The following is a 23845-nucleotide window of genomic DNA, read 5'->3' on the forward strand; positions in this document are numbered from 1 at the left end:
CTCCGCCGAGCGCTACCCAAACACGCGACCGCCACCGGAGAACCGGGTGCGCTCGTGAGTTTCGGTAGCGCTCGGTGGGAATATGCGCGGGGCGGGGGCGTTGAGGGTGAGGTGAGTGACGTGATCAAGGTGGACATCTGGTCGGACGTGCAGTGCCCCTGGTGCTACATCGGCAAGCGGAAGTTCGAGGCGGCCGTGGCCGAGTTCGACGGTGAGGTCGAGATCGAGTACCACTCGTTCGAGCTGTCGCCCGACACCCCGGTCGACTACGAGGGCACGACCGCGCAGTACCTCGCCGAGCGCAAGGGACTGCCGATGCCGCAGGTCGAGCAGATGATCCAGCGCGTCACCGACATCGCCGCGAGCGTCGGGCTCGCCTACGACTTCGATCACGTGCACCAGACCAACACGGTCAAGGCGCACGAACTGCTGCACTTCGCGAAGGAGCGCGGCCGCCAGGCGGAGATGAAGGAGGCGCTGCTGAAGGCGTACTTCGTCGACGGCGGACACGTGGGTCGCATCCCCGACCTGGCCGACGTCGCGGCCCGCCTCGGATTCGACCGCGACGAGGTCGTCGAGGCGCTCGAGAGCGAGCGCTATCTGCCCGCGGTGAAGGCGGACGTGGCCCAGGCCGCCGCCTACGGAATTTCGGGGGTGCCCTTCTTCGTCTTCGAAGAGCGCTACGGTGTGTCGGGGGCACAAGACACCACCGTGTTTGCCGACGTGCTTCGCCAGCTCAGCGCCGAGAAGGAGACCGCAGCATGACTCAGCCCACGACCCCGAGCCCGCTTGAGATGGTGGGAGCCTCGGATGCGGCGGCCTGCGAGGGCGATGCCTGCGTCGTCAATGCGCACCCGGAGCACGCGCTCGTGACGCGCGCCCTCGACGCGGACGCGGTCTGAGCGCCGAACTCGACTAGTCTCGCGCCGCGATCGGCTCGGTGATATCGGCGAGCGTCGCCTCGAACGATCGGATCACCGCGTCCGCGTCAGCGAACAGGCTGAGTCCGTGCTCCCCGGCTCCCATCGACACCCGTCGCCCCACCATGCTCGCGTCGGCGACGACGGGCCATGCGGTGGTGGAGCCGAACGGCGTGATCGTGCCGCGCTCATAGCCGGTCGCCTCGAAGGCGACCTGTGCATCCGGGAGCTTCAGTCGGTTGACGCCGAGCAGGGCGCGCAGCTTCGGCCAGGAGATCTGCCGGTCGCCGGGCACCAGCGCGAACAGGTACGTTCCGTCGCTGCGCTTGACGACGAGCGTCTTCACGATGTCGGCCGGGGTGATGCCCAGGATCTCGGCGGCCTCCTCGAGTGACCGGGCGGCGGTGCGCTCGATGATCTCGATCTCGATTCCGCGCGCAGCGGCATCCGCTTCGACGCGTTCACGCCCGTTCGTCACGTGCTCAGGACCTTTCTGGGAGAATCGAGACGATGTCCATTCTCACCGTCACAGACCGCAACGCCGAGAGCCCGGCGTCGATTCCCGACGCGCGCGCCACGCCGCTGCGGATCGGGCCGATCGAACTGGACGTTCCGGTCGTGCTCGCGCCGATGGCGGGCATCACCAACACGGCGTTCCGGCGGCTGTGCCGCGAGTACGGCGCGGGGCTGTATGTCTCCGAGATGATCACCAGCCGCGCGCTGGTCGAGCGCACTCCGGCAAGCCTGCGGCTGATTCAGCACCACGAGTCGGAGACGCCCCGCTCGATCCAGCTCTACGGGGTCGACCCGAAGACGGTTGCCGAGGCGGTCACCTTCCTGGTGGCCGAGGATCGCGCCGACCACATCGACTTGAACTTCGGGTGCCCGGTGCCGAAGGTCACCCGCAAGGGCGGAGGCTCGGCGCTGCCGTGGAAGCTCGGGCTGTTCCGCGAGATCGTCGAGGGCGCGGTGAAGGCCGCCGGCGATATTCCGCTGACGGTGAAGATGCGCAAGGGCATCGACGCCGAGCATCTGACCTACCTGGAGGCGGCGAAGGCCGCCGAGGGCGCCGGCGTGGCCTCGATCGCGCTGCACGCCCGCACGGCGGCCGAGTTCTACTCCGGCCACGCCGACTGGTCGGCGATCGCGAAACTGAAGGAGACCATCCACAGCGTTCCGGTGCTCGGCAACGGCGACATCTGGAGCGCCGAGGATGCCCTGCGTATGGTGGCCGAGACCGGCTGCGACGGCGTCGTCGTCGGACGCGGATGCCTGGGCCGCCCCTGGCTGTTCGGAGACCTGGCCGCGGCGTTCCAGGGCGGCCATCTCAAGGCGGAGCCGACGCTCGGCGAGGTGGCGACAGCGTTCCAGCGTCACGCCGAGTTGCTCGTCGAGTTCTTTGACGACGAGGGCCGCGCCTGCCGCGACATCCGCAAGCACGTCGCCTGGTACTTCAAGGGCTACTCGGTCGGCGGTGAGCTGCGCGCGGCGCTGGCACGCTCGTCCAGCCTCGATGAGATCGCCGAGCTGCTCTCGCAGCTCGACCCGGCCCAGCCGTATCCGGGTGCCGAGGCGGAGGGTCAGCGCGGCCGCGCCGGAACGCCGAAGGTGCCGACACTGCCGTACGGTTGGCTGGACAGCCGGGAGCTCGAGGGCGCCCAGCGCAGCGAGTTGACCGAGGGCGAAGGCGACACCAGCGGTGGCTGAGGCGCAGCCGCCGGTCGGCTACTCCGAGCACGACATCGAGCGCTGGCTTCCCGAAGATCACCACACCACCCCGCGCACCGACTTCGCTCGCGACCGCGCGCGCATCCTGCACTCGAGCGCGCTGCGTCGGCTGGCGGTGAAGACGCAGGTGCTCAGCCCGACGGCGGGGCTCGACTTCGCGCGCAACCGGCTGACGCACTCGCTCGAGGTGGCGCAGATCGGCCGTGAGCTGGCGATGCGACTGCGGCTCGACCCCGATGTGGTCGACGCGGCGTGCCTGGCCCACGACCTCGGGCATCCGCCGTTCGGGCACAACGGCGAGAAGGCGCTCAACGACTGGGCGGCGCCCTACGGCGGCTTCGAGGGCAACGCGCAGACGCTGCGGCTGCTGAGCCGTCTCGAGCCGAAGGTGTTCGGCCCCGACGGGCGCAGCTACGGTCTGAACCTGACGCGTGCGAGCCTGGACGCGAGCTGCAAGTACCCGTGGCCGCAGGCGCAGGGGATCCCCGATCCGAGCGGTCGCAGCAAGTTCGGCTTCTACGCTGACGACACGCCCGTCTTCGAGTGGATGCGCGAGGGGGCGCCCGAGCGGGTGCGCTGCATCGAGGCGCAGGTGATGGATCTCTCGGACGACATCGCGTACTCGGTGCACGATTTCGAGGACGCGATCGTCAACGGCTACCTCGATGTGCCGGCGCTGAGCGCTCGCGTCGATCATGAGGCGCTGGTGGATTCGATGTTCGGCTGGATCGGCGGCGAGATCTCGCGCGACGAGCTGCTCGCGGCCTTCGACCGGCTCGACGGGCTTCCGTGGTGGATCGACTCCTGGGACGGTTCGCGGCGCGACCTCGCCAAGCTGAAGAACCTGACGAGCCAGCTGATCGGGCGGTTCTCGCACGCGGCGATCCACGCAACGCGCGCCGCGCATCCGCAGGTCGCCCTGGCGCGGTTCGGCGGCGATGTGCGGGTGCCGCCGGAGACGCAGGCCGAGATCGCCGTGCTGAAGGGCATCGTCGCGGCGAACGTGATGTCGACGAACTCGCGGCAGCCGTACTACGAGCGGCAGCGCGAGATCCTCACCGAGCTGGCGGATGCGCTGTGGAGGCGTCCCGAGCACCTCGATACCGGGTTCGCGGCGGACTGGGCGACCGCGTCGGATGACACCGCGCGGCGGCGCGTGATCGTCGACCAGGTGGCCTCGCTCACCGACGTTTCCGCCAATCAGCAGCACGAGCGCCTGCGGTAGACCGCGGCGTCCGCGCCGCGCGCCGTAGAATCAGCGGCATGCCCGGGCTCATTCGTCGAAACGACATCGACGAAGTGCGCAGCCGCATCAACATCGCCGACATCGTGGGCGACTTCGTCACCCTGAAGAGCGGCGGCGTGGACTCGATGAAGGGCCTGTGCCCGTTCCATGAGGAGCGCAGCCCCAGCTTCCACGTGCGGCCGAGCGTCGGCCGCTACCACTGCTTCGGCTGCGGGGAGGATGGCGACGTCTTCAGCTTCCTGCAGAAGATGGATCACGTCAGCTTCACCGAGGCGGTGGAGCGGATGGCGGCCCGGCTCGGCTACGAACTGCACTACGAGGGCGGCGGGGCTGCCCCTGACCACGGCAACCGGGCGCGGTTGATCGCCGCGAACGCGGCGGCGGAGGAGTTCTTCCGCGAGCAGCTGCGCACGCCGGCCGCGCAGGTGGGCCGCGATTTCCTCGGTTCGCGCGGCTTCGACGCCGCCGCGGCCGAGCGCTTCGGCGTCGGCTTCGCGCCGAAGTCGTTCTCGGCGCTCGGCGACCATCTGAAGGGCCGCGGCTTCAGCCAGGACGAGCTCACCGCATCCGGCCTGCTCAGCACGGGGGAGCGCGGCAACGTCTACGACCGCTTCCGCGGACGGCTGGTGTGGCCGATCCGCGACGTCACGGGCGCGACGGTCGGCTTCGGCGCTCGCAAGCTCCTCGACGACGACCAGGGGCCGAAGTACCTGAACACGCCGGAGACGCCGATCTACCACAAGAGCCAGGTGCTCTACGGGCTCGATCTGGCCCGCCGCGACATCGCCAAGAGCAAGCAGGTCGTGGTGGTGGAGGGCTACACCGACGTGATGGCCTGCCATCTGGCGGGGGTGACGACGGCGATCGCCACCTGCGGGACGGCGTTCGGCGTCGACCACATCAAGGTGCTGCGCCGCGTGCTCGGCGATGTCGACAACAGCAACACCCAGGGCACCGGCCAGGTGATCTTCACCTTCGATCCGGACGAGGCGGGGCAGAAGGCCGCGAGCCGCGCCTTCGCTGAGGAGCAGCGCTTCGCGGCGCAGACCTTCGTCGCGGTCGCCCCGGACGGCCTGGACCCGTGCGACCTGCGCCTGCACCGCGGCGACGAGGCCGTGCAGTCGCTCATCGCGACCCGCAAGCCGATGTTCGAGTTCATGATCCGCCGACAGCTGGCCGGGCACGACCTGGAGACGGTGGAGGGCCGGGTGGCGGCGCTGCGAGCGGCCGCTCCGGTGGTCGCGGGCATCCGTGACAGCGCGATGGGTGTCGGATACGTGCGCAGCCTGGCGGGCTGGCTCGGCCTGGACCCGCGGGAGGTGAGTCGCGCGGTCTCAACGAGCCGCGGCACCTCGACGCGCGCCCCGGAGCGCTCCGCGCCGCCGCGCGCGGGCGCCGAAGAGACGGCAGAACCGGCCCCGGAGTTCCGGCTGATGGAGCTGCCGACCGATCCGCTGACCCGCGGCGAACGCGATGCGCTCATGGCGATCCTGCAGCATCCCGAGCACGTCGGTCGCGAGCTGCTCGAACGCGTCACCCAGGTGAAGGTCGGCAATGCGGCGCTCGGCGTGGTGCGCGACGCAGTGGCGGCCGCTCTCGCCGAGGTCGAGGGCGATCCCGCCGCCGAGGACCGTTGGGTCGCGAGCGTCGCCGAGCAGGCTCCGTCGGGCTTCACGAGCCTCGTCTCGCAGCTGGCGATCGCGCCGATTCCGCAGCGACCGGACCAGATCGCGGCCTACTGCCGAGACGTGGTGACCTCGCTCATTGATCGCGATCTGCTGCGGTTGAAGGCGGAGGTGCTCGGGGCGATGCAGCGGGCGCAGTCCGATGGAGACCAGGAGCGCTGGTCGATTCTGGCGCGCGAATCGGCGGCTCTGGAGACGGAGCGGCGGCGCCTTCGGGAGAGCTGAGCTCCGCTCAGCGCGCGCGCCTCAGGCTCGGTGTGTTATCAAGAGACGTGGTCTCGACGCGGTGACACCGGTCCGAGTCCGACACCCCACCTGAAAGGCCGCGCGTGAATCACCTGTTCGCTCTTCGACGGAGAGGTGTCGTGGCGATCGCCGCGGCATCCGTCGCCCTGCTGCTGTCCGGCTGCGCCGGTGCGGGAGCCCCGCGCCCGATCGTGGTGGGCACGACCGCGGACATCGTCTCGCTCGACCCCGCTGCGACGCGCGACGCGGCGACCAGCGAGTTCCTGCACCAGCTGTACCCGCGTCTGGTTGAGATCGTGGCTGATACCGGTGAGATCGAGCTCTCACTCGCCGAGAGCGCCGAGTTCACCTCCGACACCGAGTACACGGTGACGCTGCCGTCGGGGCTGGAGTTTCCCAACGGCGACGACCTCACGGCCTCCGACGTGGTCTTCAGCTTCGAGCGCCAGCTCGCGATCAGCGACGCCTCGGGTCCGGTGACGTTGCTGCGCGGACTGCAGTCGGTGGCGGCAGTGGACACCAACACGGTCGTCTTCACCTTGCGCGAAGAGGATGATGTGACGTTCCCCAGCGTGCTGGCGGGACCGGCCGGGGCCATCCTCGACGAGGAGATCTTCGCCGCCGACGCGATCACCGACGACGCGGTGATCATCGCCGGCGGGGGGTTCGCGGGCGAGTGGAAGATCGCGAGCGTCGACGGAACCGCCTTCACCGTCGTCGGCTTCGAGGACGACATCGAGGAGCCGACCGGCACCGTCATCGTGCTGGAGACGGAGCTCGAGGCGGCGAGCCTGGCCGAGCGGGTGGCGTCAGCGGAGGTGGATGTCGCGTTCGGCAGCTTCACCGCCGAGGAGCGGGCGGACCTGATGGCGACCTCGGGCCTGACGACGCGAGTTCAGCCCACGAACAGCATGCGGATGCTGGCGTTCGACTTCAGCACGATGCCGTTCGGCTCCGCCACGGAGGAGGCCAGCTCGAAGGCGGCGCTCGCCGTGCGCAAGGCGATGGCGGACCTGGTGGACCGCGTCTCGCTCGCCGACATCGCCCCCGCGGAGTGGTCGCCCAGTTACGGGTTCCTTCCGGTTGCCCTGCGCACCGGCTCGCTCGAGGCGGGAACCGCCCCGGGTGAGCAGGGTGTGCTCGCCGTCTACGGTGACACCGAGGGCGGGGCGGATGTCGAGCGCGCGGCGGCGCGGCTGTCGGACGCCGACGTCGAGACGCCGGTTCCGCTCGTGATCAGCTACGTGGCAAGCGCCGCTGATGTCTCGGGCGAGGCGATCCGGGCCGAGCTCGAGTCGCAGCTGGAGGAGGGCGGCCTGTTCGCGGTCACGTTCGACGAAGTCGACGGCCCGTTCACTCGCGCGACTCTGGGCGCTGAGCGCTACCCGATCTTCCTGTACACCACCACGCCCGCGGGGGTCGACGTCGATGACGCCCTCACCCGGCTCTATTCGTCGGATCTGGGGCTGCCGACCGGGATCGACGACGAGACGACGGACGAGCTGATCGCGCTGCAGGGCACGACCGCGAACGTGGATGATCGTCAGGAGACGATCGCCACCCTCGAGGAGCGCCTCGCCTCGCGTCTTCCGACGCTGCCGCTGCTGTCGGGCCGACAGACCATGTACCTCGCCCCGGGTGTCACCCTCGCCACGATCGCCGAGTTGGGTGAGGGCTGGCTCGGCAGCCTCACTCGGCGGTGACGTGGCGTAAGTTGTGAGCGTGAGTCACTCCGCCGTCACCGTTCGCGCTGACGACCTGACGCTTGGCTACGGCGTCCGCGAGGTCGCCGTCGACGGGGTCAACTTCGAACTGTTCGCGGGCGAGATCCTCGGCATCGTCGGAGAGGCGGGCTCTGGCAAGAGCACGCTCGCGCGCGCCGTGGCCGGTCAGACGCTGGTGGGCGAGACCGTTCCGCCGCGGATCTTCGGGGGCGGACTGTCGGTGCTCGGCGTTCCGCTGCGCGACGCATCCGCTCGCGCTCGTGCCCAACTGGTCTGGCGCGTCGGCTATCTGCCGCAGGACGGCGGATCGACCCTGGAGCCGCGGATGACGATCGGCGAGAACGTGGCCTCGCCGCTGTTCGAGCGCGACCGTCACGCGGATCCCGACGACGCGGGTCGGCGCGCGGCGGCTCTCATCGACGCGGTGCGGCTTCCGCTTCGCGTGATGGACAAGTTCCCGCACGAACTGAGTCGAGGCCAGCGTCAGCGCATCGCGCTCGCGCGCGCCCTCGTCGTGACGCCCGAGATTCTCGTCGCCGACGACCCGACGATGGGCGTCGATGTGCTGATGCGCGGGCGCATCCTCGACGTGATCAAGGAGATGCAGCGGGAGCACGGCTTCTCTGCCATCGTCGTCGGCCACGATCTGCGCGAGCTGCGCACGATCACCGACCGGATCGCGATCATGCACGCGGGCCACTTTGTCGGGTACGGCAAGGTCGATCAGGTGCTCAGCGACCCGCTGCATCCCTACGTGCGCACCCTGGCAGCCCTGCAGCGATGACGGAGTTCCTGCTGGGCGGCTACGGCGCCGCCATGGGCGGCCGTGCCCGTGGCATCGGCCGTGGTCGAAGCCACGCCGACGGGCGTTTCGAGTACCTCGGCCTCGTCGCGGAGGTCGAGTCGCCGTCGTGGGTGACGGTGACTCCGCGTCGCGTGTTCGCCGCGCTGGAGGCCGACTCGGCCATTGCCGCCTGGGACCGGGCGGAGGACGGCGCCCTTCGCGAGGTCGCGGTGCGCGACAGCGGCACGGCGGCGTCGCCGTGCCATCTCGCGGTTGCGGCACGCCCGTCCGGCGGCGAGGCACTCGTCGCCGCGCGCTACGGCGATGGCGTCGTGGCGGTGCACGGCGTGGGTGCGAGCGAGGGCGCCGGCGAGGGTGAGGGGCTGGGGCCCGCCGAGCAGGAGCTCGACGCGATCGGCGGCGGCCCGTGGCCGGCGCAGGCATCGCCGCACGCCCACCACGTGCTGGTGCTCGACGACGGGCGCATTGCCACGGCCGACCTCGGGGCGGATCGCGTGCATCTGCATCGCTGGAGAGGAGCGCGACTGGAGCGCGTGGCATCGATCGCGCTTCCGGCGGGCACGGGTCCGCGCGACCTGCTGGCGCTCTCCGGCGGACGCCTCGCGGTGCTGGGGGAGTGGGGCCTGACGGTGAGCGTGCTGGAACCGGCCGAGGACTCGTTCGAGTTCGGCGGTTCGGTGCCGCTTCCCGGCGAGCCGGGGCGCAGCCAGGCCGCGGCGCTGGCGCTGTCGGCCGACGGCCGCTTCCTGATCGCGGGCGTGCGCGGCGCGAACCGGATCGCGGTCACCGGCTGGGACGGCGCGGAACTCACCGCGGTCGGAGACGTCGACTGCGGGGGCGACTGGCCCCGCCATCTGGTCTGCGACGGGCGCTTCGTGCACGTGGCCAACCAGCTCTCCGACTCGGTGACGAGCTTCGCTCTCGGTCCCGAGGGCGCGCTGACGTCCCTCGGCGAGCCGGTTTTCGCGCCCTCGCCGACATGTCTTGCGGCGCTTTCGTGACGGGGACGCAGGCGGACAGAATGGCCTCGCAGGTTTGCTAAGCTAGACCGGCTGTTCGCAGCAATCCTCGGTAGCTCAATTGGCAGAGCAATCGGCTGTTAACCGATAGGTTCTTGGTTCGAGTCCAAGCCGGGGAGCCACTTCACGAATCAGGTGCTGATTCCGCGCGCTACTCCTTCGGGAGTAGTCGTCGCGCACCCTCGGGCCGATGCCGGTGCCGACGGTCGCGCGTACGATCGGGGGATGCCCGGCTCTTCGACCCCGTCCGAGGTGACTCGGGTGACGACGCCGCCGTGGATGCATCCGCCGCGGTGGGCGACGCTGTGGCTCCCGGTGATCATCAGCTTCGTGGTGCAGGTGCCGATCGCGCTGATCCGCGTGCGCGTGTCTCTGCTCCCCGCCGACACGTTCGGCGGGCTGTTCGTCGTGCAGCCGCGCGAGGCGATCGTCTCACTGGTGCTCGCGGTGCTGGCGCCGATCATCCTCGCCGGCGCGCGCCGGTATCCCGGTCCTGTGATCGCGCTCATCTCCGCGGCGGCGTCACTCGATCTGCTGTTCGGCGCCGACGCCAGTCCGCCGTACGTCGCGCTTGCCTTCGCAGTGGTGGGGGCGATCGTGCGGGGTGCTCGCGTCTGGGCATGGGTCTCGATCTCGATCGCCTGGGTCGCGACTCTCGCGATCGCGCTCCTGCCGCCGTTCGGCGCGTGGACGCCGGGGCGCGTGGCCGTCACCACGCTCGGGATCCTCATTCTGCTGGGGGTCGGTGAAGGAATCCGCTCGCGGACCGAGCGGGCGCGCGAGTACCTGCGCGAGGAGCGCGAGCGTCAGCGCAACGAGGTGCAGGCCGAGCGCGTGCGCATCGCCCGAGAGCTGCACGACGTTCTTGCGCATTCGCTCAGTCAGATCAACGTGCAGGCGGGGGTCGGTCTGCATCTGATGGAGCGTCAGCCCGACAAGGCGGCGGATGCTCTGGCGAGCATCAAGGAGACCAGCAAGTCCGCGCTCGACGAGGTGCGCGCCGTGCTGGGCGTGCTGCGCGCCGAGCGCGGCGCCGACCCGAGTGCGCCGCTCGTGCCCGAGCCGGACCTGAGCCGGCTGCCCGGGCTGATCGCGTCGGTGGAGGCCAGCGAACTTCGAGTGACACTCGACGATCGCGTCGCGCACCACGCCGTGCCGAAGCCGGTGCAGCTGGCCATCTACCGCGTCGTGCAGGAGTCGCTCACCAACACCCAGAGGCACGGGCACGGCGCTCGGACGGTCTCGGTGAGCCTGGCGCAGTCCGGGTCGCGTCTCCACCTCGAGGTGGTCGACGACGGGACCGCTGCGCCCGGCCCTGCCAGCGAATCCGGAGGTCGCGGGCTGCTCGGCATGCGCGAACGCGCCGAGCTGCTCGGCGGCCAGCTGACGGCAGGACCTGCGCCCGAGGGCGGCTTCCGGGTCGTCGCCGAGTTCCCGGTGCCGTCCGACCTTCCGGAGGATTCATGACCATTCGCGTTGCTCTCGCCGACGACCAGCACCTGATCCGGGCGGGCTTTCGGAGCCTGCTCGAGGCCGAGCCCGATCTCGATGTCGTCGGCGAGGCCTCGACCGGGCGCGAGGCCGTGTCGCTCGTGCGGCGAGAGCGGCCGGATGTGGTGCTGATGGACATCCGCATGCCGGACGGGGACGGGCTCTGGGCGACTGAGCAGATCGCCGCCGACCCCGCGCTCACCGGCACGCATGTCGTCGTCGTGACCACGTTCGAGCTCGACGAGTATGTTGCCCAGGCGATCCGCGCGGGGGCGAGCGGCTTTCTCGTCAAGGACACCGAACCGGTGGAGCTGCTTCGTGCGGTGCACGTCGTGGCCGCGGGGGAGGCGCTGCTGAGTCCGCGTGTCACCAAGCGCCTTCTCGAGCAGGTCGCCAGCGGGCTGACCACGGCCCCCGACGCCAGCCGACTGGCGGTGCTCACCGATCGTGAGCGCGAGGTCTTGGCGCTGGTCGGGCAGGGCATGACGAATGACGAGATCGGACGTGAGCTCTTTCTGAGCCCGCTCACCGCGAAGACCCACGTCTCGCGCATCATGTCGAAGCTCCTCGCCCGCGACCGCGTGCAGCTCGTCGTGATCGCCTACGAGACGGGACTGGTGGCGCCCGGCCGCGCGGAGTAGTCCGCCGCCCGAACGTGCACCTGGGGGAGTAGCGAGAAGGCTCCCGTCGGCAGATTCGCCGCGGCGCCGCGACGGCGAGAGTGGAGTCATCAGGTTCCGCTGGAACCCCGAACACAAGGAGCACTCGTGCTGAATTCCCTCGCCATTGCCGGTTCGATCGCCCACACCGGCGGCCACGCAGCGTTCTGGTTGGCGCCGCTGTTCTTCCTCCTCTGGTTCGCACCGATCGTGGTGCTGATCATCGTGCTCGCCCGTTCGCGTCGTCGATTCGCCGGGGCCGCCTGGCACGCTGCCGCGCACGAGGGCGCTCGCGGCGCCGAGAAGACGCTCGCCGAGCGCTTCGCCAACGGCGACATCGACGAGGTCGAATACCGCGCCCGCCTGGAGGTGCTGCGCGCCAACCGGCCCACGCCGCCGGTCGAATAACGCGACCGCGCGCCGCACGGCGCCGGTAGTCTCTCCTTCGGGCCCGAACGCCCGAAGGAGAGACCCGCGTGAACGACTGGATTCAGGACAACTCGTTCGTTGTCATCGTCGGACTGGCGGTGGCGGCGGGCGTCTTTCTCGTTGCGGCGCTCGTGCTGGCGGTGCTCTGGCGCCGCGCTCGTCGCGCGAACGGTCGCGATGGCAGCGACCGCGTCACCCTCGAGCGCGAGCGGCTCGACCTCGAGCTGGAGCTGGCCGAGCAGGGCTCGCGCCTCACGATCGTGCGCGAGCTGCATGAGCTGATCGTGCACTCCGTCTCGGTGATCATCAGCCAGGCCGACGGAGCCCGGTATGCGGCCGCGGCCGACCCGCAGGTGGCGGCGCGCACGGCGGCGACGATCGCCGACACCGCCCGCACGACGCTCGGCGACCTGCGGCGCGTCATGGATGTTGTGCGGGCCGGGGAGGCGCAGGCCGGACCTCAGCCGAGTCTCTCGTCCGTCCGCGAGCTGTTCAAGGTGATGCGCGACGCCGGCCTCGTCATCGAGTTCGTCGAGACGGGAACGCGGCTCGACCTGAAGCAGGGCACGGAGCTGGCGATCTACCGGATCCTGCAGGAGGCGCTCGCGAACTCGCTCGGCCACGGCGGCGAAGGCACCGAGGTGCGCGTCAGCTTCAAGTGGACCGACCACGGCTTGGAGGTGCTCGTCGACGACGACGGGATCCGCGCGCACGCGCGTCGCGAAGGTCTCGACCCGAACGTCGAAGCGCAGCAGCGCGCCTACTCCCAGGACGACGACCTGGCCGCGCTCACCCAGCGCCCGACCGGTCGCGGGATCTCCGACATGCGCCAGCGCGCCGAGCTGTTCGGCGGCGTGTTCAACGCCTACGAGGTGCCCGGGGTCGGGTTCTCGGTCTCGGCGATCTTCCCCGGGATCCACCGCGAGCCGCGCGCGGAGAACCGGTGAGCCCTCGGCGTCCGCCGGCCCCGCCCATCCGGGTGCTGATCGTCGACGACTCCAGTCGGCAGCGGGAAGGCTGGGCGCTGCTGCTCGGCTCCCAGTCCGAGTTCGAGGTCGTCGGGCAGGCGAGCGACGGGGCGGGGGCGCTCGCGTTCGCCCGCCGCAACGCGGTCGACGTGGTGCTGATGGACCTGCACATGCGACGTGTCGGAGGCGCCGTCGCCGCCGAGCGCATCCGCAGCGACGAGCGGGTCGCCGAACAGGGCACCCCGCCGCGCGTCATCCTGTTCGCCACGGTCGACCTGGACGAGCAGCTGCCGGCCGCCGCCGAGGCAGGTGCCTACGCGGTGCTCTTCAAGGATGTCGAGCCCGAGGCACTCTTCGACGCGATCCGTTCGGCGGCCGCGTACCGCCCGAGCTGAGCGGTCAGGCGTCGAGGTCGTCGACGCCGGGCATCCACGACTTGCCGGGGGAGCCCCAGCTCTGCTTCTTGATCGCCTTGACCACCGCACGGTTGTGCGGGTAGCTGAGCCGGTCGGCGTAGAGCACGCCGTCGAGGTGGTCGTACTCGTGCTGGAAGATGCGCGCGAGCCAGCCCTCGGCCTCGATCTCGAAGGGCGCCCCGGAGGCGTCCTGAGCGCGCAGCAGCGCCCGAGCTGAACGGCGCAGCGGGAACCGCTCGCCGGGAATCGACAGGCAGCCCTCCGACTCCTCGTCCTCGTCGGGCTCGCCCGGCTCGGGGGGCGAGATCCAGAGCTCCGGGTTGACCGCGGTGCCCTCATGGTGCACGCCGTCCTCGTCGTCCCAGCGGTAGACGAAGACGCGCAGCGGCACCCCCACCTGCGGGGCGGCGAGACCGACGCCGGGGGCGGCATCCATGGTGTCGACCATGTCGCGCACCAGCTCGGCGAGCTTCGGCCCGAAGTCGGTCACCGCGGCGGCGGTGGTGTGGAGTACGGGATCTCCCGTGATGACGATAGGGAGAACGGCCATGGGTCAAGGATATCGGCGCGGATGCCGCTAGATTCGATTGGTGCCCCCCGTCCTGAGCGATTTCGATGCCTCGAGCTTCGTCGGCTCGCTCGCCCCCGTCGGCATCGTGATCGCCTTGATCGGCGCGGTGTTCCTCTCGCTGGGGGCGCAGTTCCAGCATCGCGGCGTGGAACAGGTCGAGGAGTCGCACGGGTCCGGGGCGAAAGCCGGCCTCAGCCCGGGGCAGCTGTTCCGCCTTCTGGCGCGGCCGTGGTGGGCGCTCGGAACCCTGATGCTCGGCCTGGCGATCGTGTTTCAGCTGACGAGCCTCACCTTCGCGCCGCTCATCGTGGTGCAGCCGCTCGGCGTGGTCGCTCTCGTGCTGACCTCGATCCTCAACGCTCGGCTGTCGGGGCACCGGCTCGAGCACCGGGCGCGGAACGCGATCTTCATGTGCGTCGGCGGGATCGGCGTCTTCGTCGCCATCGCCGCCGTCTACGCCAAAGAGCACGTGCTCGGGGATGCGCAGCTCATCATCGTGCTCTCGGCCCTCGCCGCGATCCTCGTCGCGCTCGGCCTGGCCTTCGTCCGCTGGCGCACCAGCGCTGGCGCGATCTTCTACATCCTCGCCGCCGGCGTGCTCTACGGCTTCGTCGCCACGCTCGCCAAGGCGGTCATCAACCGGCTCGGCAACGGCAACTTCGAGTGGCTCACCGTGCTGTGCATCGTCTCGCTGCTGGCGGCCGCGGCGCTCGGCGGCTACTTCGTGCAGACGGCGTACTCGGTGGGCGCGCCCGACCTGGTGATCGCGGGGCTCACGGTCGTCGACCCGCTCGTCGCGGTCGTGATCGGCATCACCGTGTTCGGTGAGGCATCCGAGGTTCCGCTCTGGGTGATCCTGACCTGGCTCGTCGTGGGCACCGTCGCCGTGATCGGCGTCTTCCAGCTCGCGCGGCACCACCCGCAGACTCACCGCTAGTCGCGTCGGCGTTCCCCCCGCACTGGGGTACCTTGAAGGGTGCCCGACACCCGAGCGAAGGAATCCCCGCGTGCCTGACGCCTCCCCGGCCGCCGCGAGCGCGCCGCTGAGAATTCTGCTGGGCTGCGACACGTTCGCGCCCGACGTCAACGGATCGGCGAGCTTTGCCCGCCAACTCGCCGTCGGCATGGCTGGCCGCGGCCACCATGTCGAGATCATGGCGCCCGCCCCGAAGGGCGTGCGCGCTGGCACCTACCGCGAGATGCACGGCGGCACCGAGTTCACGGTCTACCGCATCTACAGCTGGCGCTGGATCTTCCACCCGTGGCTGCGCTTCGCGCTGCCGTGGCGCGCCGTCGCCAACTCGAAGCGCGTGCTCGCGCTGTCGAAGCCCGACGTCGTGCACTTCCAGTCGCACTTCGTGCTCGGGCGCGGACTGTCGATCGTCGCCGAGCAGCAGGGCATCCGTCTCGTCGGAACCAACCACACCATGCCCGAGAACATCGCGCAGCACGTGCAGATCATGACGAAGTCAATGCTGAAGGCGCTCATCAGCGCCCAGTGGCGCGCCGCCGCGCGCGTGTTCGAGCGCTGCGACGCCGTCACGAGCCCGACGCGACGCTCCGCCGACTACCTGGAGGAGAACACCGGGCTGCGCGACACCTACGCGATCTCGAACGGTCTGCGCCTGGATGCCTACACGCCCGACTTCACGGCCCGCGAGCGCAATCGCATCGTCTTCCTCGGCCGTGCCGACGAGGAGAAGCACATCGAGGATCTGATCCGCGCGGTCGCGAAGCTCGACCCGGCGCTCGACGTCGCGGTCGACATCCTCGGCGACGGAGATCAACGGCAGAAGCTCATCGCGCTGGTGGCGGAACTGGGACTGCAGGACCGCATCCGGGTGCCCGGCCGGGTGAGCTACGACGAGCTGCGCTCGACGCTGAATCGCGCCTCCGTGTTCGCGATGCCGTCGATCGCCGAGCTGCAGAGCATCACCACGATGGAGGCGATGGCCTCGGGGCTGCCGATCGTCGCCGCCGACGCGATGGCGCTGCCGCACCTGGTCACGCCCGGCGTGAACGGCTACCTGTACCCGCCGCGCGATGTGGACGCCCTCGCCGCGCGCCTCACCGACGTGCTGAGCGCACCGGAGGCCGAGCGCGAGCGCATGGGCCGCGCCTCGCTTCAGGCCGTGCAGGCGCACGACCTCGACCGCACGATCGACGCCTTCGAGGCGATCTACCGCGGCGTCCCCGTGGTCGAGCCGGTCGAGTAGCGGCGAAGCCGCGTATCGAGACCAGCCCCCGCGCGGCCTCATGCCGGTCGAGTAGCCGCGCAGCGGCCCTTGCCGGTCGAGTAGCCGCGCAGCGGCGTATCGAGACCCCACAGCCCCACCGCGGCGCATCGAGCCCCACCCCCACGCTCCCGATACACTCAAACCCGCACGGGGCGGTAGCTCAGCTGGTTAGAGCAGCGGACTCATAATCCGTCGGTCACGGGTTCAAGTCCCGTCCGCCCTACTCTCGCGCTTCGACTCGACGTGCCGTGCGCGCGCATCCTTCGCGGCGTCGATCGCCTTCTTCGCGGTGCGGTTGACCTTCTTGCTCAGCTTGCGTGCTCCGGTGAACTCGGTCGCGAGCACGCCGAGCCCGCCGATGGCGATGAGGGTGCCGGGGCCCGGCAGGGGCATGAGCACGAACCCGACGACGATCGTCGTGCCGCCGACGACGCCGACGCCAGCGCGGTACAGGCGGTTGGCCGCCGGATTGCGGCGGATGCGCTCCCGGCGGCTGAGCGGCGCGTCATCCGCGGCGGCCGGTTCGGCACGCGACTCGGGCGACGCTGCAGACATGCTCGCAGTTTAAAACTCGTGCCTGTCGATACCCTGACCTGATGCAGTGCTCCTATTTCGACGCGGGCGTGTGTCGCTCGTGCGAGTTCATGGGGCAGCCCTACGAGGCCCAGCTCGCGGGCAAGGTGTCCGCGGCGCGCGCGGTGCTGGCGGAGACCTCCGGCGCCGACGTCGCCGAGTGGCTGCCGCCGGTGGCCAGCCGGGAGGACGGCTTCCGCAACAAGGCGAAGCTCGTCGTCGGCGGCACCGTCGACGCGCCCACGCTCGGCATCCTCGACGAGCGCCAGCGCGGGGTCGACCTGCGCCAGTGCGGCATCCACGAGCCCGGCCTGCGCGCCGCGGTTCCGGCGATCGCCGAGTTCATCGGGCAGGCCCGGCTCACCCCCTACGACGTGCCGGCGCGCGCCGGCGAGCTGAAGCACGCCCTCCTCACCGAGGCGCCGAGCGGGGCGCTCATGCTGCGCTTCGTGCTGCGCTCGACGGAGTCGGTGTCGCGCATCCGCAAGCACCTGCCGAGCCTGCGCGCCGCCCTGCCGCAGCTCGAGGTGGTCAGTGTCAACCTGCAGCCCGAGCACAAGGCGGTGCTGGAAGGCCCCGAGGAGCAGCTGCTCACCGAGGCCGACAGCATCGGGATGCGCGTGGGCGGCCTCGACCTGCATCTGCGGCCGGGCGGCTTCTTCCAGACGAACACGGCGATCGCCGAGGGCATGTACGCACAGGCGCGCGAGTGGGTCGACGAGGCGGCGCCGTCGAGCGTGTGGGATCTGTACTGCGGCGTCGGCGGGTTCGCGCTGCACGCCGCCGCACCCGGCCGGGCGGTGCTGGGGGTCGAGACGAGCGAGCAGGCGGTGCTCAGCGCGCGGCGCACGGCCGCCGAGGCGGGGCTCGCCGACGTCGAGTTCGTGGCGCTGGACGCGACGGCTTTCGCCGAGACCGCCGCCGAGCATCCGGAGCTCGTCATCGTCAACCCGCCCCGGCGCGGACTCGGCGAGCGGCTCACGACCTGGCTGGTCGCCTCCACGGTGCAGACGATCGTCTACTCGAGCTGCAACGTGCACTCGCTGGAGTGCGACCTGCGCGCGCTGCCCGGCTTCGTGGCGCGGCGCGTGCGCGTGTTCGACATGTTCCCGCAGACCGCGCACAGCGAGGTCATGGTGCTGCTCGAGCGCCGCGGCGCCGAACTCTAGGGATGCCGTTGCGCTACGGGTGCACCGGCGCGGCCGTGTACGCCGCCGCGACTGCCGGGTCGCCGCTGAGGGTCAGCGCGGGGGTGTCAGCCAGCGTCACGCGATCCCAGGCGAACGCGGCGAGCCATCCCGCGGGCCCGGCGACCGTCGTGGTCCCGGGGCGGGCCGACGAGGCGCCATCGTTCTGGGCCACCTGCCAGTCCTCGAGGATCGTCCAGCGCACTCCGGCATCCGTCGCGTGCAGGGCGAACGGGGCCGGCAGCCGGTCGAGGCTCGGGCGCGAGCGATCGAGGAACACCCCGAGGTGCTCCGCGATGCCGTCGGCGAACACGGCGGTGCTCGCCTCCGCGGGCGGGGCGTAGCCGGTGCCGTCGGCCGTGCGCAGATCGCCCAGGTGCATCGTCGTCTCGTGCAGCATGCGTCGGCGCCAGAACCCGGCGGTGCCGGGCTTGTCGTAGAGCGTCCAGCAGGCCCGGGTCGGCTCGGTTGTCGTCAGGGCATCGAGCAGAAGCGCGCGGGACTCGCGAAACCACGACTCCAGATCGCTCTGCGTCGGCGTCGTGTGCGCGCCGCGTTCGGCGCACTCGCCGCTTCGCACCGTGGCCGCCACCCAGCGGTAGATGCCGCCGAGGTGGTCGACCATCCGTGCCACGGTCTCCCAGTTCGGGTTGGCGACCGCTGCGTCCGGGTCGAGACGTCCGGACTCGGCCGCGAAGGCGGCCGAGAGCTCGGCGATCGCGTCGAGCGGATCGCCGACGGCGTCGAAGAGGGAATCGGTCACGCGATGACGCTAGCAGTGCGACCCGCGCCGGCTCGCGCCGACTCGGGGGAATGCGCTCGTGTCGGCGTGCGTTGCATACGCCGACCCGACAGGATGGAACCATGACCGAGCAGAGCACCGCGACAGCCCCGACCACCGCCGAAGACGCCTTCGCGCTCTACCACTCGCGGCGCGAGCAGGCGGTCGTGCAGCCGCTCGGCAGCCTCGCGCTGGTCAACACGCAGGTGGTCGACTCCGAGCAGCCGATCTGGGGCGTTCCCGGGCGCTGGGCGCCGCTGGAGGCGGGGCAGTCGGGTCTCAAGGTCATCGCGGCCGCGGCCGACGGCATCCGCGTCAATGGCGAACTCGTCGACGGCGAGGCGGTCGTGCGCGGCAAGGATCACGAGACCCCGGGCGACGTCGTGTTCAGCGACACCGTGCGCGGCGCGGTCATCGCGCAGGCGACCGGCGGGTATGCGCTGCGGGTGTGGGATGCCAACTCGGAGGGCATCCAGAACTTCGGCGGCATCGACGTCTTCGACTACAACCCCGACTGGGTGATCACGGCGCGCTGGGAGGAGAACCCCTCCGGCACGACGGTCGGCTTCGAGCACCTGAAGGACGACGGCGTCACGCGCGAGCAGGTGGTTCCCGGGCGGATCATGTTCGAGCGCGACGGCCACGAGTTCGACCTCGCCGCGTTCAAGGCGGGGCGCGCGCTGCAGCTCGTCTTTGCCGACGCCACCAACGGCGAGTCGACCTACAGCGTCGGGCGCTTCCTGTTCCTGGCGCCGAACGCCGACGGCACGATCACGCTCGACTTCAACCGCGCGGTGATTCCCCCGTGCGCCTTCAGCTACGCCTTCAACTGCCCGATGCCGCCGAAGCAGAACCGCTTCCCGTTCGCCATCGAGGCGGGCGAGAAGAACGTGCTCGGCAAGGACGGCCAGCCGCTGCACTGAGCCAGGCCGTCCGCCCGGCGGTCCCGGCCCCGGCTGCCGCCGAGCCCGATTGTCGCCCGCACGAGGCCTGCCCCGCCCCCCCCCGTTCAGAAATGCAGGAGATCTGACGGATGCCGGGGTCGACGGCTCTGTGATTCCGGCATCCGCGCTCCGTCGCTCCTGCATTTCGCAAAAGGCGAGGCGATGGCGGAGCCGGGCGGGAGTCGAGCGGGGCAGCGCGACGCGCGCGGCGAGGGGCAACCTGAGCGCGGGCCTGCCAACCCTCCGCGATTCACCAAATGCAGGAGATCTGGCGGATGCGGGGGTCGCCTGCCCCGCGATCCCGGCATCCGCGCTGCGTTGTTCCTGCATTTCGTCGAGGGCGGGCGCGGGCGCGCGTCGGCGGCAGGCGCGAAGATGGGGTGTGCACATCGCGTTGAGCTCGGCGGGCGAGAACGTCGTCGCGGTCGAGCTCGATGACGATCTCGCCGAGGTCGCCCGGCACGAGCTGCCGCGCGACGTGCTTGCGAGCTGGGTCGCCGAGCGCGAGGCGCAGCACCCGCGCTGGGTGTGGGGCGACTCGACGCGCTGGCATGCCGAGCTGCTGGCCGAGGGAGTCCGCGTCGAGCGGGCGCACGACCTGCGGCTCTGCCGCCGCATCTTGCGCGGATCGACGCACACGCGCGGCACCGCGCTGGCCCGCGCGCCGCGCGACGACTGGGACGCGCCCGCGACCGAGCGAGCCGCGATCCGCCGCGACGGGCTGTTCGACCTCGAACCGGCGCAGGCCCCCGATCCGGACCCGGTCGAGGAGTTGCGCCGCCAGCGTGCCGCTGTGGTGGCTTCCGATGCCCCCGGTCGGCTGACCCTGCTGCTCGCGGCGGAGAGCGTCGGCTCGCTGATCGCCGCCGAGATGCGCTTCGCGGGGCTGCCGTGGAACGCCGAGCGCCATGACGAGCTCCTGACCGAGGCGCTCGGACCCCGCCCCGCCCCGGGCGAGCGCCCCGCACGGATGACCGCCAAGCTCGCCGAGCTGCGCGACGCGCTCGGCGTCGACGACGTCAACCCCGAGTCGCAGCCGAGCCTGCTGCGCGCTCTGCAGAGCGCGGGGCTTCGCGTGCAGAGCACCAGTAAGTGGGAGCTGCGCGGGCTTGAGCATCCGGCGATCACGCCGCTGCTGGAGTACAAGTCGCTGCAGCGCCTGTTCACGGCCAACGGCTGGAACTGGCTCGACGAGTGGGTGCACGCGGGGCGCTTCCGCCCGGTCTATGTGCCCGCTGGGGTCGTCACGGGTCGGTGGGCGAGCGATGGCGGGGGCGCCCTGCAGCTTCCGAAGTCGGTGCGTGCGGCGGTGGTCGCCGATCCGGGCTGGACGTTCGTCGTGGCCGACGCCGCCCAGCTCGAGCCGCGCGTGCTCGCGGCCATGTCGGGCGATCTGGCGATGGCGCGCGCCGGTCAGGCCCACGACATGTACGAGGGGATGGTCGCCGCGGGGGCCGTCGAGTCCCGCCAGCAGGCGAAGTACGGCATGCTCGGCGCGATCTACGGCGGCACGACGGGCGAGAGCGGGCGGATGCGTCCGCGCATCGCCCGCGCCTTTCCGCGGGCCATGGAGTTCGTCGAGGCCGCGGCTCGGGCGGGCGAACGCGGCGAGTCGGTGACGACCTGGCTCGGCCGAAGCTCGCCGGCGGGCAGCACCGCCAGCTACGACGAGACGCGCACGGATGCGGAACAGCGACGCGCGCGCACCGACTCCGCCGCGTGGGGCCGCTTCACCCGCAACTTCGTCGTGCAGGGGACCGCCGCCGAGTGGGCGCTGTGCTGGATGGGGGCGCTGCGCCGGCGCCTCTGGGAGCTGGGCGGGGGCGACGCGTCGACGTCGCCGCTCACGGTGCGCCCGCATCTGGTGTTCTTCCTCCACGACGAGGTGATCGTGCACACGCCGCAGGCGCATGCCCCCGCGGTAGAGGCCGCCCTGCGTGACTCGGCCGTCGAGGCGGGGCGCCTCCTGTTCGGCGACGGCCCGGTGGAGTTCGCGCTGAGCGTGGTCACCACGGCGAGCTACGCCGAGGCGAAGTAGCCGGAGCGCGGGCGCACAGCGGGAGCACAACCGCCGATCAGCAATCACATGCTTGTGATTCCTGAGCATTGTGCGCGATAATCGAGCAACAACTGAATCCGATTGCAGATCGATGGGGAAGTCGCATCTGAGGATCGGAGGAGTTGTGACTGTTGTAGCCGGTGATGACACCGTTATTCGTCGCGCCTTCACGCGCGGCGTTGTCTACGTGCACTCGGCGCCGCGCGCGCTGTGCCCCCACGTCGAGTGGGCTGCCGGTCGCGCGCTCGGTCGGGCGGTCAACTTCGACTGGCGTCCCCAGCCCGTCCTCAAGGGCGCGCAGCGCACCGAGTACTACTGGGAGGGTCCCGCCGGCACCGGGGCCGAACTCGCCTCCGCCCTGCGCGGCTGGGAGCACCTCCGCTACGAGGTGACCGAGGATCCGTCCGCCGGCTCCGATGGCGGACGCTGGATGCACACCCCCGATCTCGGCATTTACTTCGCCCAGACCGACTCGGCAGGCAACACGGTCATCCCCGAGGACCGCGTGCGCTTCGCCATGGAGTCGGCCGGCTCGGATGCCTTCGAACTCCACCGCGAACTCCGACTCGCGCTGGGGCAGGCCTGGGACGACGAACTGGAAGTGTTCCGGCACGCGAGCGATGAGGCGCCCGTGGTGTGGCTGCACAAGGTGGGTTAGGAGCGATCATGCGAATTCTGCACCGGGAGTGGGATGACGTCCTGGAGGGCGTCGCGCCGCCGCTGCTCGACCTCGCGGAGCTCGAACGACTCGTCACCGCCGACGAGCTGTACCAGCTGGAGGACGACTGCACCGAGCACGACGGCTGTCGCCCGATCCGCACCCGCTGACGCGGTTCGCGGGCTAGCCCAACAGCTGCCGCTCGAGGTTCTCGATCGGGGCGTACCAGCCCTGATCGAGCACGAAGGTCTGCGCGACCTTGTCGAGCCCGAGGATCACCGCGATGCCGACGAGGATCATGATGATCCCGATGACCCGCCGGAACCATCCGTCGGGCCGATTGAGCCACCCGAGCCGGCGGGCGAACGACTGCCCGAGGAGCGCCACCAGCAGCAGGGTGATCGCGAGTCCCAGCGCGTAGGCGATGATCGCGGCCAGACCTTCGCCGAAGGAGACCGGAAGCACCGCGGCGACGATGAGGGCGTAGGTCGGGCTGCAGCTGCTGAACGTGGGTCCGAGTGCGGCCCCGAGCAGCAGGTCGCCCGCGGGGCCGCCGACGCGTGACGAGCGATCGAGTGCGGCACCCGAGCGCGCTTGAAGTCCCGTGACGAGCATGAGGCGCTCCCACAGGTGAGGAAACAGGAGCGTCACGCCGAAGAGCACCACGATCCCGCCTGCGACGAGCTGCCAGACGATCTGCGGCACGCCGAGCAGCGCCGTGGTGGCCTTCAGGAGCAGCGTGAAGGCGATGACGGAGACGGCGAGGCCCGTGGCGATCAGCAGGGGCCGTCGCCACGCAGCGGCGCTCTGGGCGCCGCCGGGGCCGCGCGCGATCGACCCGCCGACGATCACGGGCAGGAGGGGGAGTACGCAGGGCGCCGCGGTCGTCAGGACGCCGGCGACGAACGCGACGAGAAGGAGGGTGAGCACGGCCGCGCCCTAGAGCATCGCGGCGACGACGGCAGCGAGCGTCGGCTCCTCGTACGCGACGTAGCTCTGCAGGGCGGATCCGGTCGAGTCGACCTCGACGAGGGTCGTCTGGATCGTGACGCCGTACTCCTGGCGCAGGTCCTGGTAGTCGTCGTAGTCCACCTTGATGATGGTGACGCCCGCGGGCACGCCGCGCGCGAGGATGTCGCTCTCCAGGTCACGGCACTGCGGGCACCAGGAGGCGTGGAAGAACAGCAGGATGCGGCCGTCGGCGTTCGCGATCGCCGTGTCGCTGTACTCGACGTAGCTTCCGGCGACGGTCGAATCGTCGGAGCCTGACTCGGGCTCGGACGAGGGATCGCTCGAGTCCGTCTCGGTCGCCGGGGAGGACGTCGTCGTCTCGGGCGTCGTGTCGAGCACGGATTCTCCGCTCGATGCCTGAATCGCGATCACCGCGATCACCGCGATGGCGATGATGCCAGCGAGGATTCCGATGATGGCTCCGGCGCGCAGTTTCATCCGCTCAGTCTGGCAGGGTGCCAAAAGGGGGCGCCGGACTCGTCCGACGC

At 70.7% G+C, this 23845-nt stretch carries 26 protein-coding genes and 2 tRNA genes; 22 read left to right on the forward strand and 6 right to left on the reverse strand.

What is annotated here, in order from left to right:
- The first annotated feature begins 111 nt into the window (after window positions 1–111).
- Entirely contained in the window at window positions 112–765 is a 654-nt protein-coding gene (locus ACR3ZA_RS00920; RefSeq protein WP_473659242.1) for a DsbA family protein, read from the forward strand.
- A complete protein-coding gene (locus tag ACR3ZA_RS00925; RefSeq protein ID WP_473659243.1) occupies window positions 762–902 on the forward strand; it encodes a hypothetical protein in 141 nt (46 codons plus the stop codon). The genes ACR3ZA_RS00920 and ACR3ZA_RS00925 overlap by 4 nt, the downstream gene beginning before the upstream one ends.
- Window positions 903–915: 13 nt before the next feature.
- Here the strand turns inward: ACR3ZA_RS00925 and ACR3ZA_RS00930 are convergent, their stop codons facing one another.
- A complete protein-coding gene (locus ACR3ZA_RS00930) occupies window positions 916–1398 on the reverse strand; it encodes a YbaK/EbsC family protein (RefSeq protein ID WP_473659245.1) in 483 nt (160 codons plus the stop codon).
- A gap of 32 nt (window positions 1399–1430) precedes the next feature.
- On the opposite strand from ACR3ZA_RS00930, the gene dusB reads away from it, so the two are divergent.
- From dusB to ACR3ZA_RS00990, 12 genes are all read left to right on the forward strand, one after another.
- Window positions 1431–2627: a tRNA dihydrouridine synthase DusB gene (dusB, locus tag ACR3ZA_RS00935; protein WP_473659247.1), complete on the forward strand. Its 1197-nt coding sequence runs from the start codon at window positions 1431–1433 to the stop codon at window positions 2625–2627.
- Complete coding sequence (locus ACR3ZA_RS00940; protein ID WP_473659249.1) at window positions 2620–3873, forward strand: deoxyguanosinetriphosphate triphosphohydrolase; 1254 nt, start codon at window positions 2620–2622, stop codon at window positions 3871–3873. The genes dusB and ACR3ZA_RS00940 overlap by 8 nt, the downstream gene beginning before the upstream one ends.
- 38 nt (window positions 3874–3911) lie before the next feature.
- Complete coding sequence (gene dnaG, locus ACR3ZA_RS00945; protein WP_473659251.1) at window positions 3912–5804, forward strand: DNA primase; 1893 nt, start codon at window positions 3912–3914, stop codon at window positions 5802–5804.
- A gap of 104 nt (window positions 5805–5908) precedes the next feature.
- Entirely contained in the window at window positions 5909–7528 is a 1620-nt protein-coding gene (locus ACR3ZA_RS00950) for an ABC transporter substrate-binding protein (RefSeq protein WP_473659253.1), read from the forward strand.
- A gap of 19 nt (window positions 7529–7547) precedes the next feature.
- On the forward strand, window positions 7548–8333 hold the full coding sequence (locus tag ACR3ZA_RS00955) for an ATP-binding cassette domain-containing protein (protein WP_473659255.1): 786 nt from the start codon (window positions 7548–7550) through the stop codon (window positions 8331–8333).
- Complete coding sequence (locus ACR3ZA_RS00960) at window positions 8330–9355, forward strand: beta-propeller fold lactonase family protein (protein ID WP_473659257.1); 1026 nt, start codon at window positions 8330–8332, stop codon at window positions 9353–9355. Before ACR3ZA_RS00955 ends, ACR3ZA_RS00960 begins: the two co-directional genes overlap by 4 nt.
- Window positions 9356–9419: 64 nt before the next feature.
- Window positions 9420–9495, forward strand: a tRNA-Asn gene (locus ACR3ZA_RS00965).
- Window positions 9496–9598: 103 nt separating this feature from the next.
- On the forward strand, window positions 9599–10840 hold the full coding sequence (locus ACR3ZA_RS00970; protein ID WP_473659259.1) for a histidine kinase: 1242 nt from the start codon (window positions 9599–9601) through the stop codon (window positions 10838–10840).
- Window positions 10837–11505 carry a response regulator gene (locus ACR3ZA_RS00975; RefSeq protein WP_473659261.1) on the forward strand — a complete coding sequence of 223 codons (669 nt, stop codon included), beginning with the start codon at window positions 10837–10839 and terminating at the stop codon, window positions 11503–11505. Before ACR3ZA_RS00970 ends, ACR3ZA_RS00975 begins: the two co-directional genes overlap by 4 nt.
- Window positions 11506–11631: 126 nt before the next feature.
- Window positions 11632–11931, forward strand: coding sequence for an SHOCT domain-containing protein (locus ACR3ZA_RS00980; RefSeq protein ID WP_473659263.1), 300 nt, complete (start codon window positions 11632–11634; stop codon window positions 11929–11931).
- A 68-nt stretch (window positions 11932–11999) separates the two neighbouring features.
- A complete protein-coding gene (locus tag ACR3ZA_RS00985) occupies window positions 12000–12899 on the forward strand; it encodes a histidine kinase (protein WP_473659265.1) in 900 nt (299 codons plus the stop codon).
- Window positions 12896–13315: a response regulator gene (locus ACR3ZA_RS00990; protein WP_473659267.1), complete on the forward strand. Its 420-nt coding sequence runs from the start codon at window positions 12896–12898 to the stop codon at window positions 13313–13315. The genes ACR3ZA_RS00985 and ACR3ZA_RS00990 overlap by 4 nt, the downstream gene beginning before the upstream one ends.
- Window positions 13316–13319: 4 nt before the next feature.
- Here ACR3ZA_RS00990 and def read toward each other — a convergent pair whose 3' ends face one another.
- Window positions 13320–13886: a peptide deformylase gene (def, locus tag ACR3ZA_RS00995; RefSeq protein ID WP_473659269.1), complete on the reverse strand. Its 567-nt coding sequence runs from the start codon at window positions 13884–13886 to the stop codon at window positions 13320–13322.
- A 40-nt stretch (window positions 13887–13926) separates the two neighbouring features.
- Here def and ACR3ZA_RS01000 point away from each other — a divergent pair, with 40 nt between their 5' ends.
- The 3 genes from ACR3ZA_RS01000 to ACR3ZA_RS01010 all read left to right on the forward strand — a co-directional run bounded on the left by ACR3ZA_RS01000 (window position 13927) and on the right by ACR3ZA_RS01010 (window position 16367).
- Entirely contained in the window at window positions 13927–14844 is a 918-nt protein-coding gene (locus ACR3ZA_RS01000; RefSeq protein WP_473556981.1) for a DMT family transporter, read from the forward strand.
- A gap of 70 nt (window positions 14845–14914) precedes the next feature.
- A complete protein-coding gene (locus ACR3ZA_RS01005; protein WP_473659271.1) occupies window positions 14915–16123 on the forward strand; it encodes a glycosyltransferase in 1209 nt (402 codons plus the stop codon).
- Between the two features lie 170 nt (window positions 16124–16293).
- Window positions 16294–16367: transfer RNA gene (locus tag ACR3ZA_RS01010), tRNA-Ile, on the forward strand.
- Here the strand turns inward: ACR3ZA_RS01010 and ACR3ZA_RS01015 are convergent.
- Window positions 16349–16699, reverse strand: coding sequence for a PGPGW domain-containing protein (locus ACR3ZA_RS01015; protein ID WP_473659273.1), 351 nt, complete (start codon window positions 16697–16699; stop codon window positions 16349–16351). The genes ACR3ZA_RS01010 and ACR3ZA_RS01015 overlap by 19 nt on opposite strands.
- Window positions 16700–16740: 41 nt before the next feature.
- Here ACR3ZA_RS01015 and rlmC point away from each other — a divergent pair, with 41 nt between their 5' ends.
- Window positions 16741–17886: a 23S rRNA (uracil(747)-C(5))-methyltransferase RlmC gene (gene rlmC, locus ACR3ZA_RS01020; RefSeq protein ID WP_473659275.1), complete on the forward strand. Its 1146-nt coding sequence runs from the start codon at window positions 16741–16743 to the stop codon at window positions 17884–17886.
- 13 nt (window positions 17887–17899) lie between these two features.
- On the opposite strand, the gene ACR3ZA_RS01025 is transcribed toward rlmC, so the two are convergent.
- Window positions 17900–18667 carry a maleylpyruvate isomerase N-terminal domain-containing protein gene (locus ACR3ZA_RS01025; protein ID WP_473659277.1) on the reverse strand — a complete coding sequence of 256 codons (768 nt, stop codon included), beginning with the start codon at window positions 18665–18667 and terminating at the stop codon, window positions 17900–17902.
- Between the two features lie 101 nt (window positions 18668–18768).
- Here ACR3ZA_RS01025 and ACR3ZA_RS01030 point away from each other — a divergent pair, with 101 nt between their 5' ends.
- From ACR3ZA_RS01030 to ACR3ZA_RS01045, 4 genes are all read left to right on the forward strand, one after another.
- Complete coding sequence (locus ACR3ZA_RS01030) at window positions 18769–19608, forward strand: DUF1684 domain-containing protein (RefSeq protein WP_473659279.1); 840 nt, start codon at window positions 18769–18771, stop codon at window positions 19606–19608.
- Between the two features lie 403 nt (window positions 19609–20011).
- On the forward strand, window positions 20012–21667 hold the full coding sequence (locus ACR3ZA_RS01035; protein WP_473659281.1) for a bifunctional 3'-5' exonuclease/DNA polymerase: 1656 nt from the start codon (window positions 20012–20014) through the stop codon (window positions 21665–21667).
- Window positions 21668–21812: 145 nt separating this feature from the next.
- Window positions 21813–22346 carry a DUF3145 family protein gene (locus ACR3ZA_RS01040; RefSeq protein ID WP_473659283.1) on the forward strand — a complete coding sequence of 178 codons (534 nt, stop codon included), beginning with the start codon at window positions 21813–21815 and terminating at the stop codon, window positions 22344–22346.
- A gap of 8 nt (window positions 22347–22354) precedes the next feature.
- Complete coding sequence (locus tag ACR3ZA_RS01045) at window positions 22355–22516, forward strand: hypothetical protein (RefSeq protein WP_473659285.1); 162 nt, start codon at window positions 22355–22357, stop codon at window positions 22514–22516.
- A 13-nt stretch (window positions 22517–22529) separates the two neighbouring features.
- Here ACR3ZA_RS01045 and ACR3ZA_RS01050 read toward each other — a convergent pair whose 3' ends face one another.
- Complete coding sequence (locus tag ACR3ZA_RS01050; protein ID WP_473659287.1) at window positions 22530–23276, reverse strand: cytochrome c biogenesis CcdA family protein; 747 nt, start codon at window positions 23274–23276, stop codon at window positions 22530–22532.
- 9 nt (window positions 23277–23285) lie between these two features.
- On the reverse strand, window positions 23286–23795 hold the full coding sequence (locus ACR3ZA_RS01055) for a thioredoxin domain-containing protein (protein WP_473659289.1): 510 nt from the start codon (window positions 23793–23795) through the stop codon (window positions 23286–23288).
- Window positions 23796–23845 lie beyond the last annotated feature (50 nt).

It is taken from the genome of Herbiconiux sp. J20-20 (assembly GCF_057365085.1).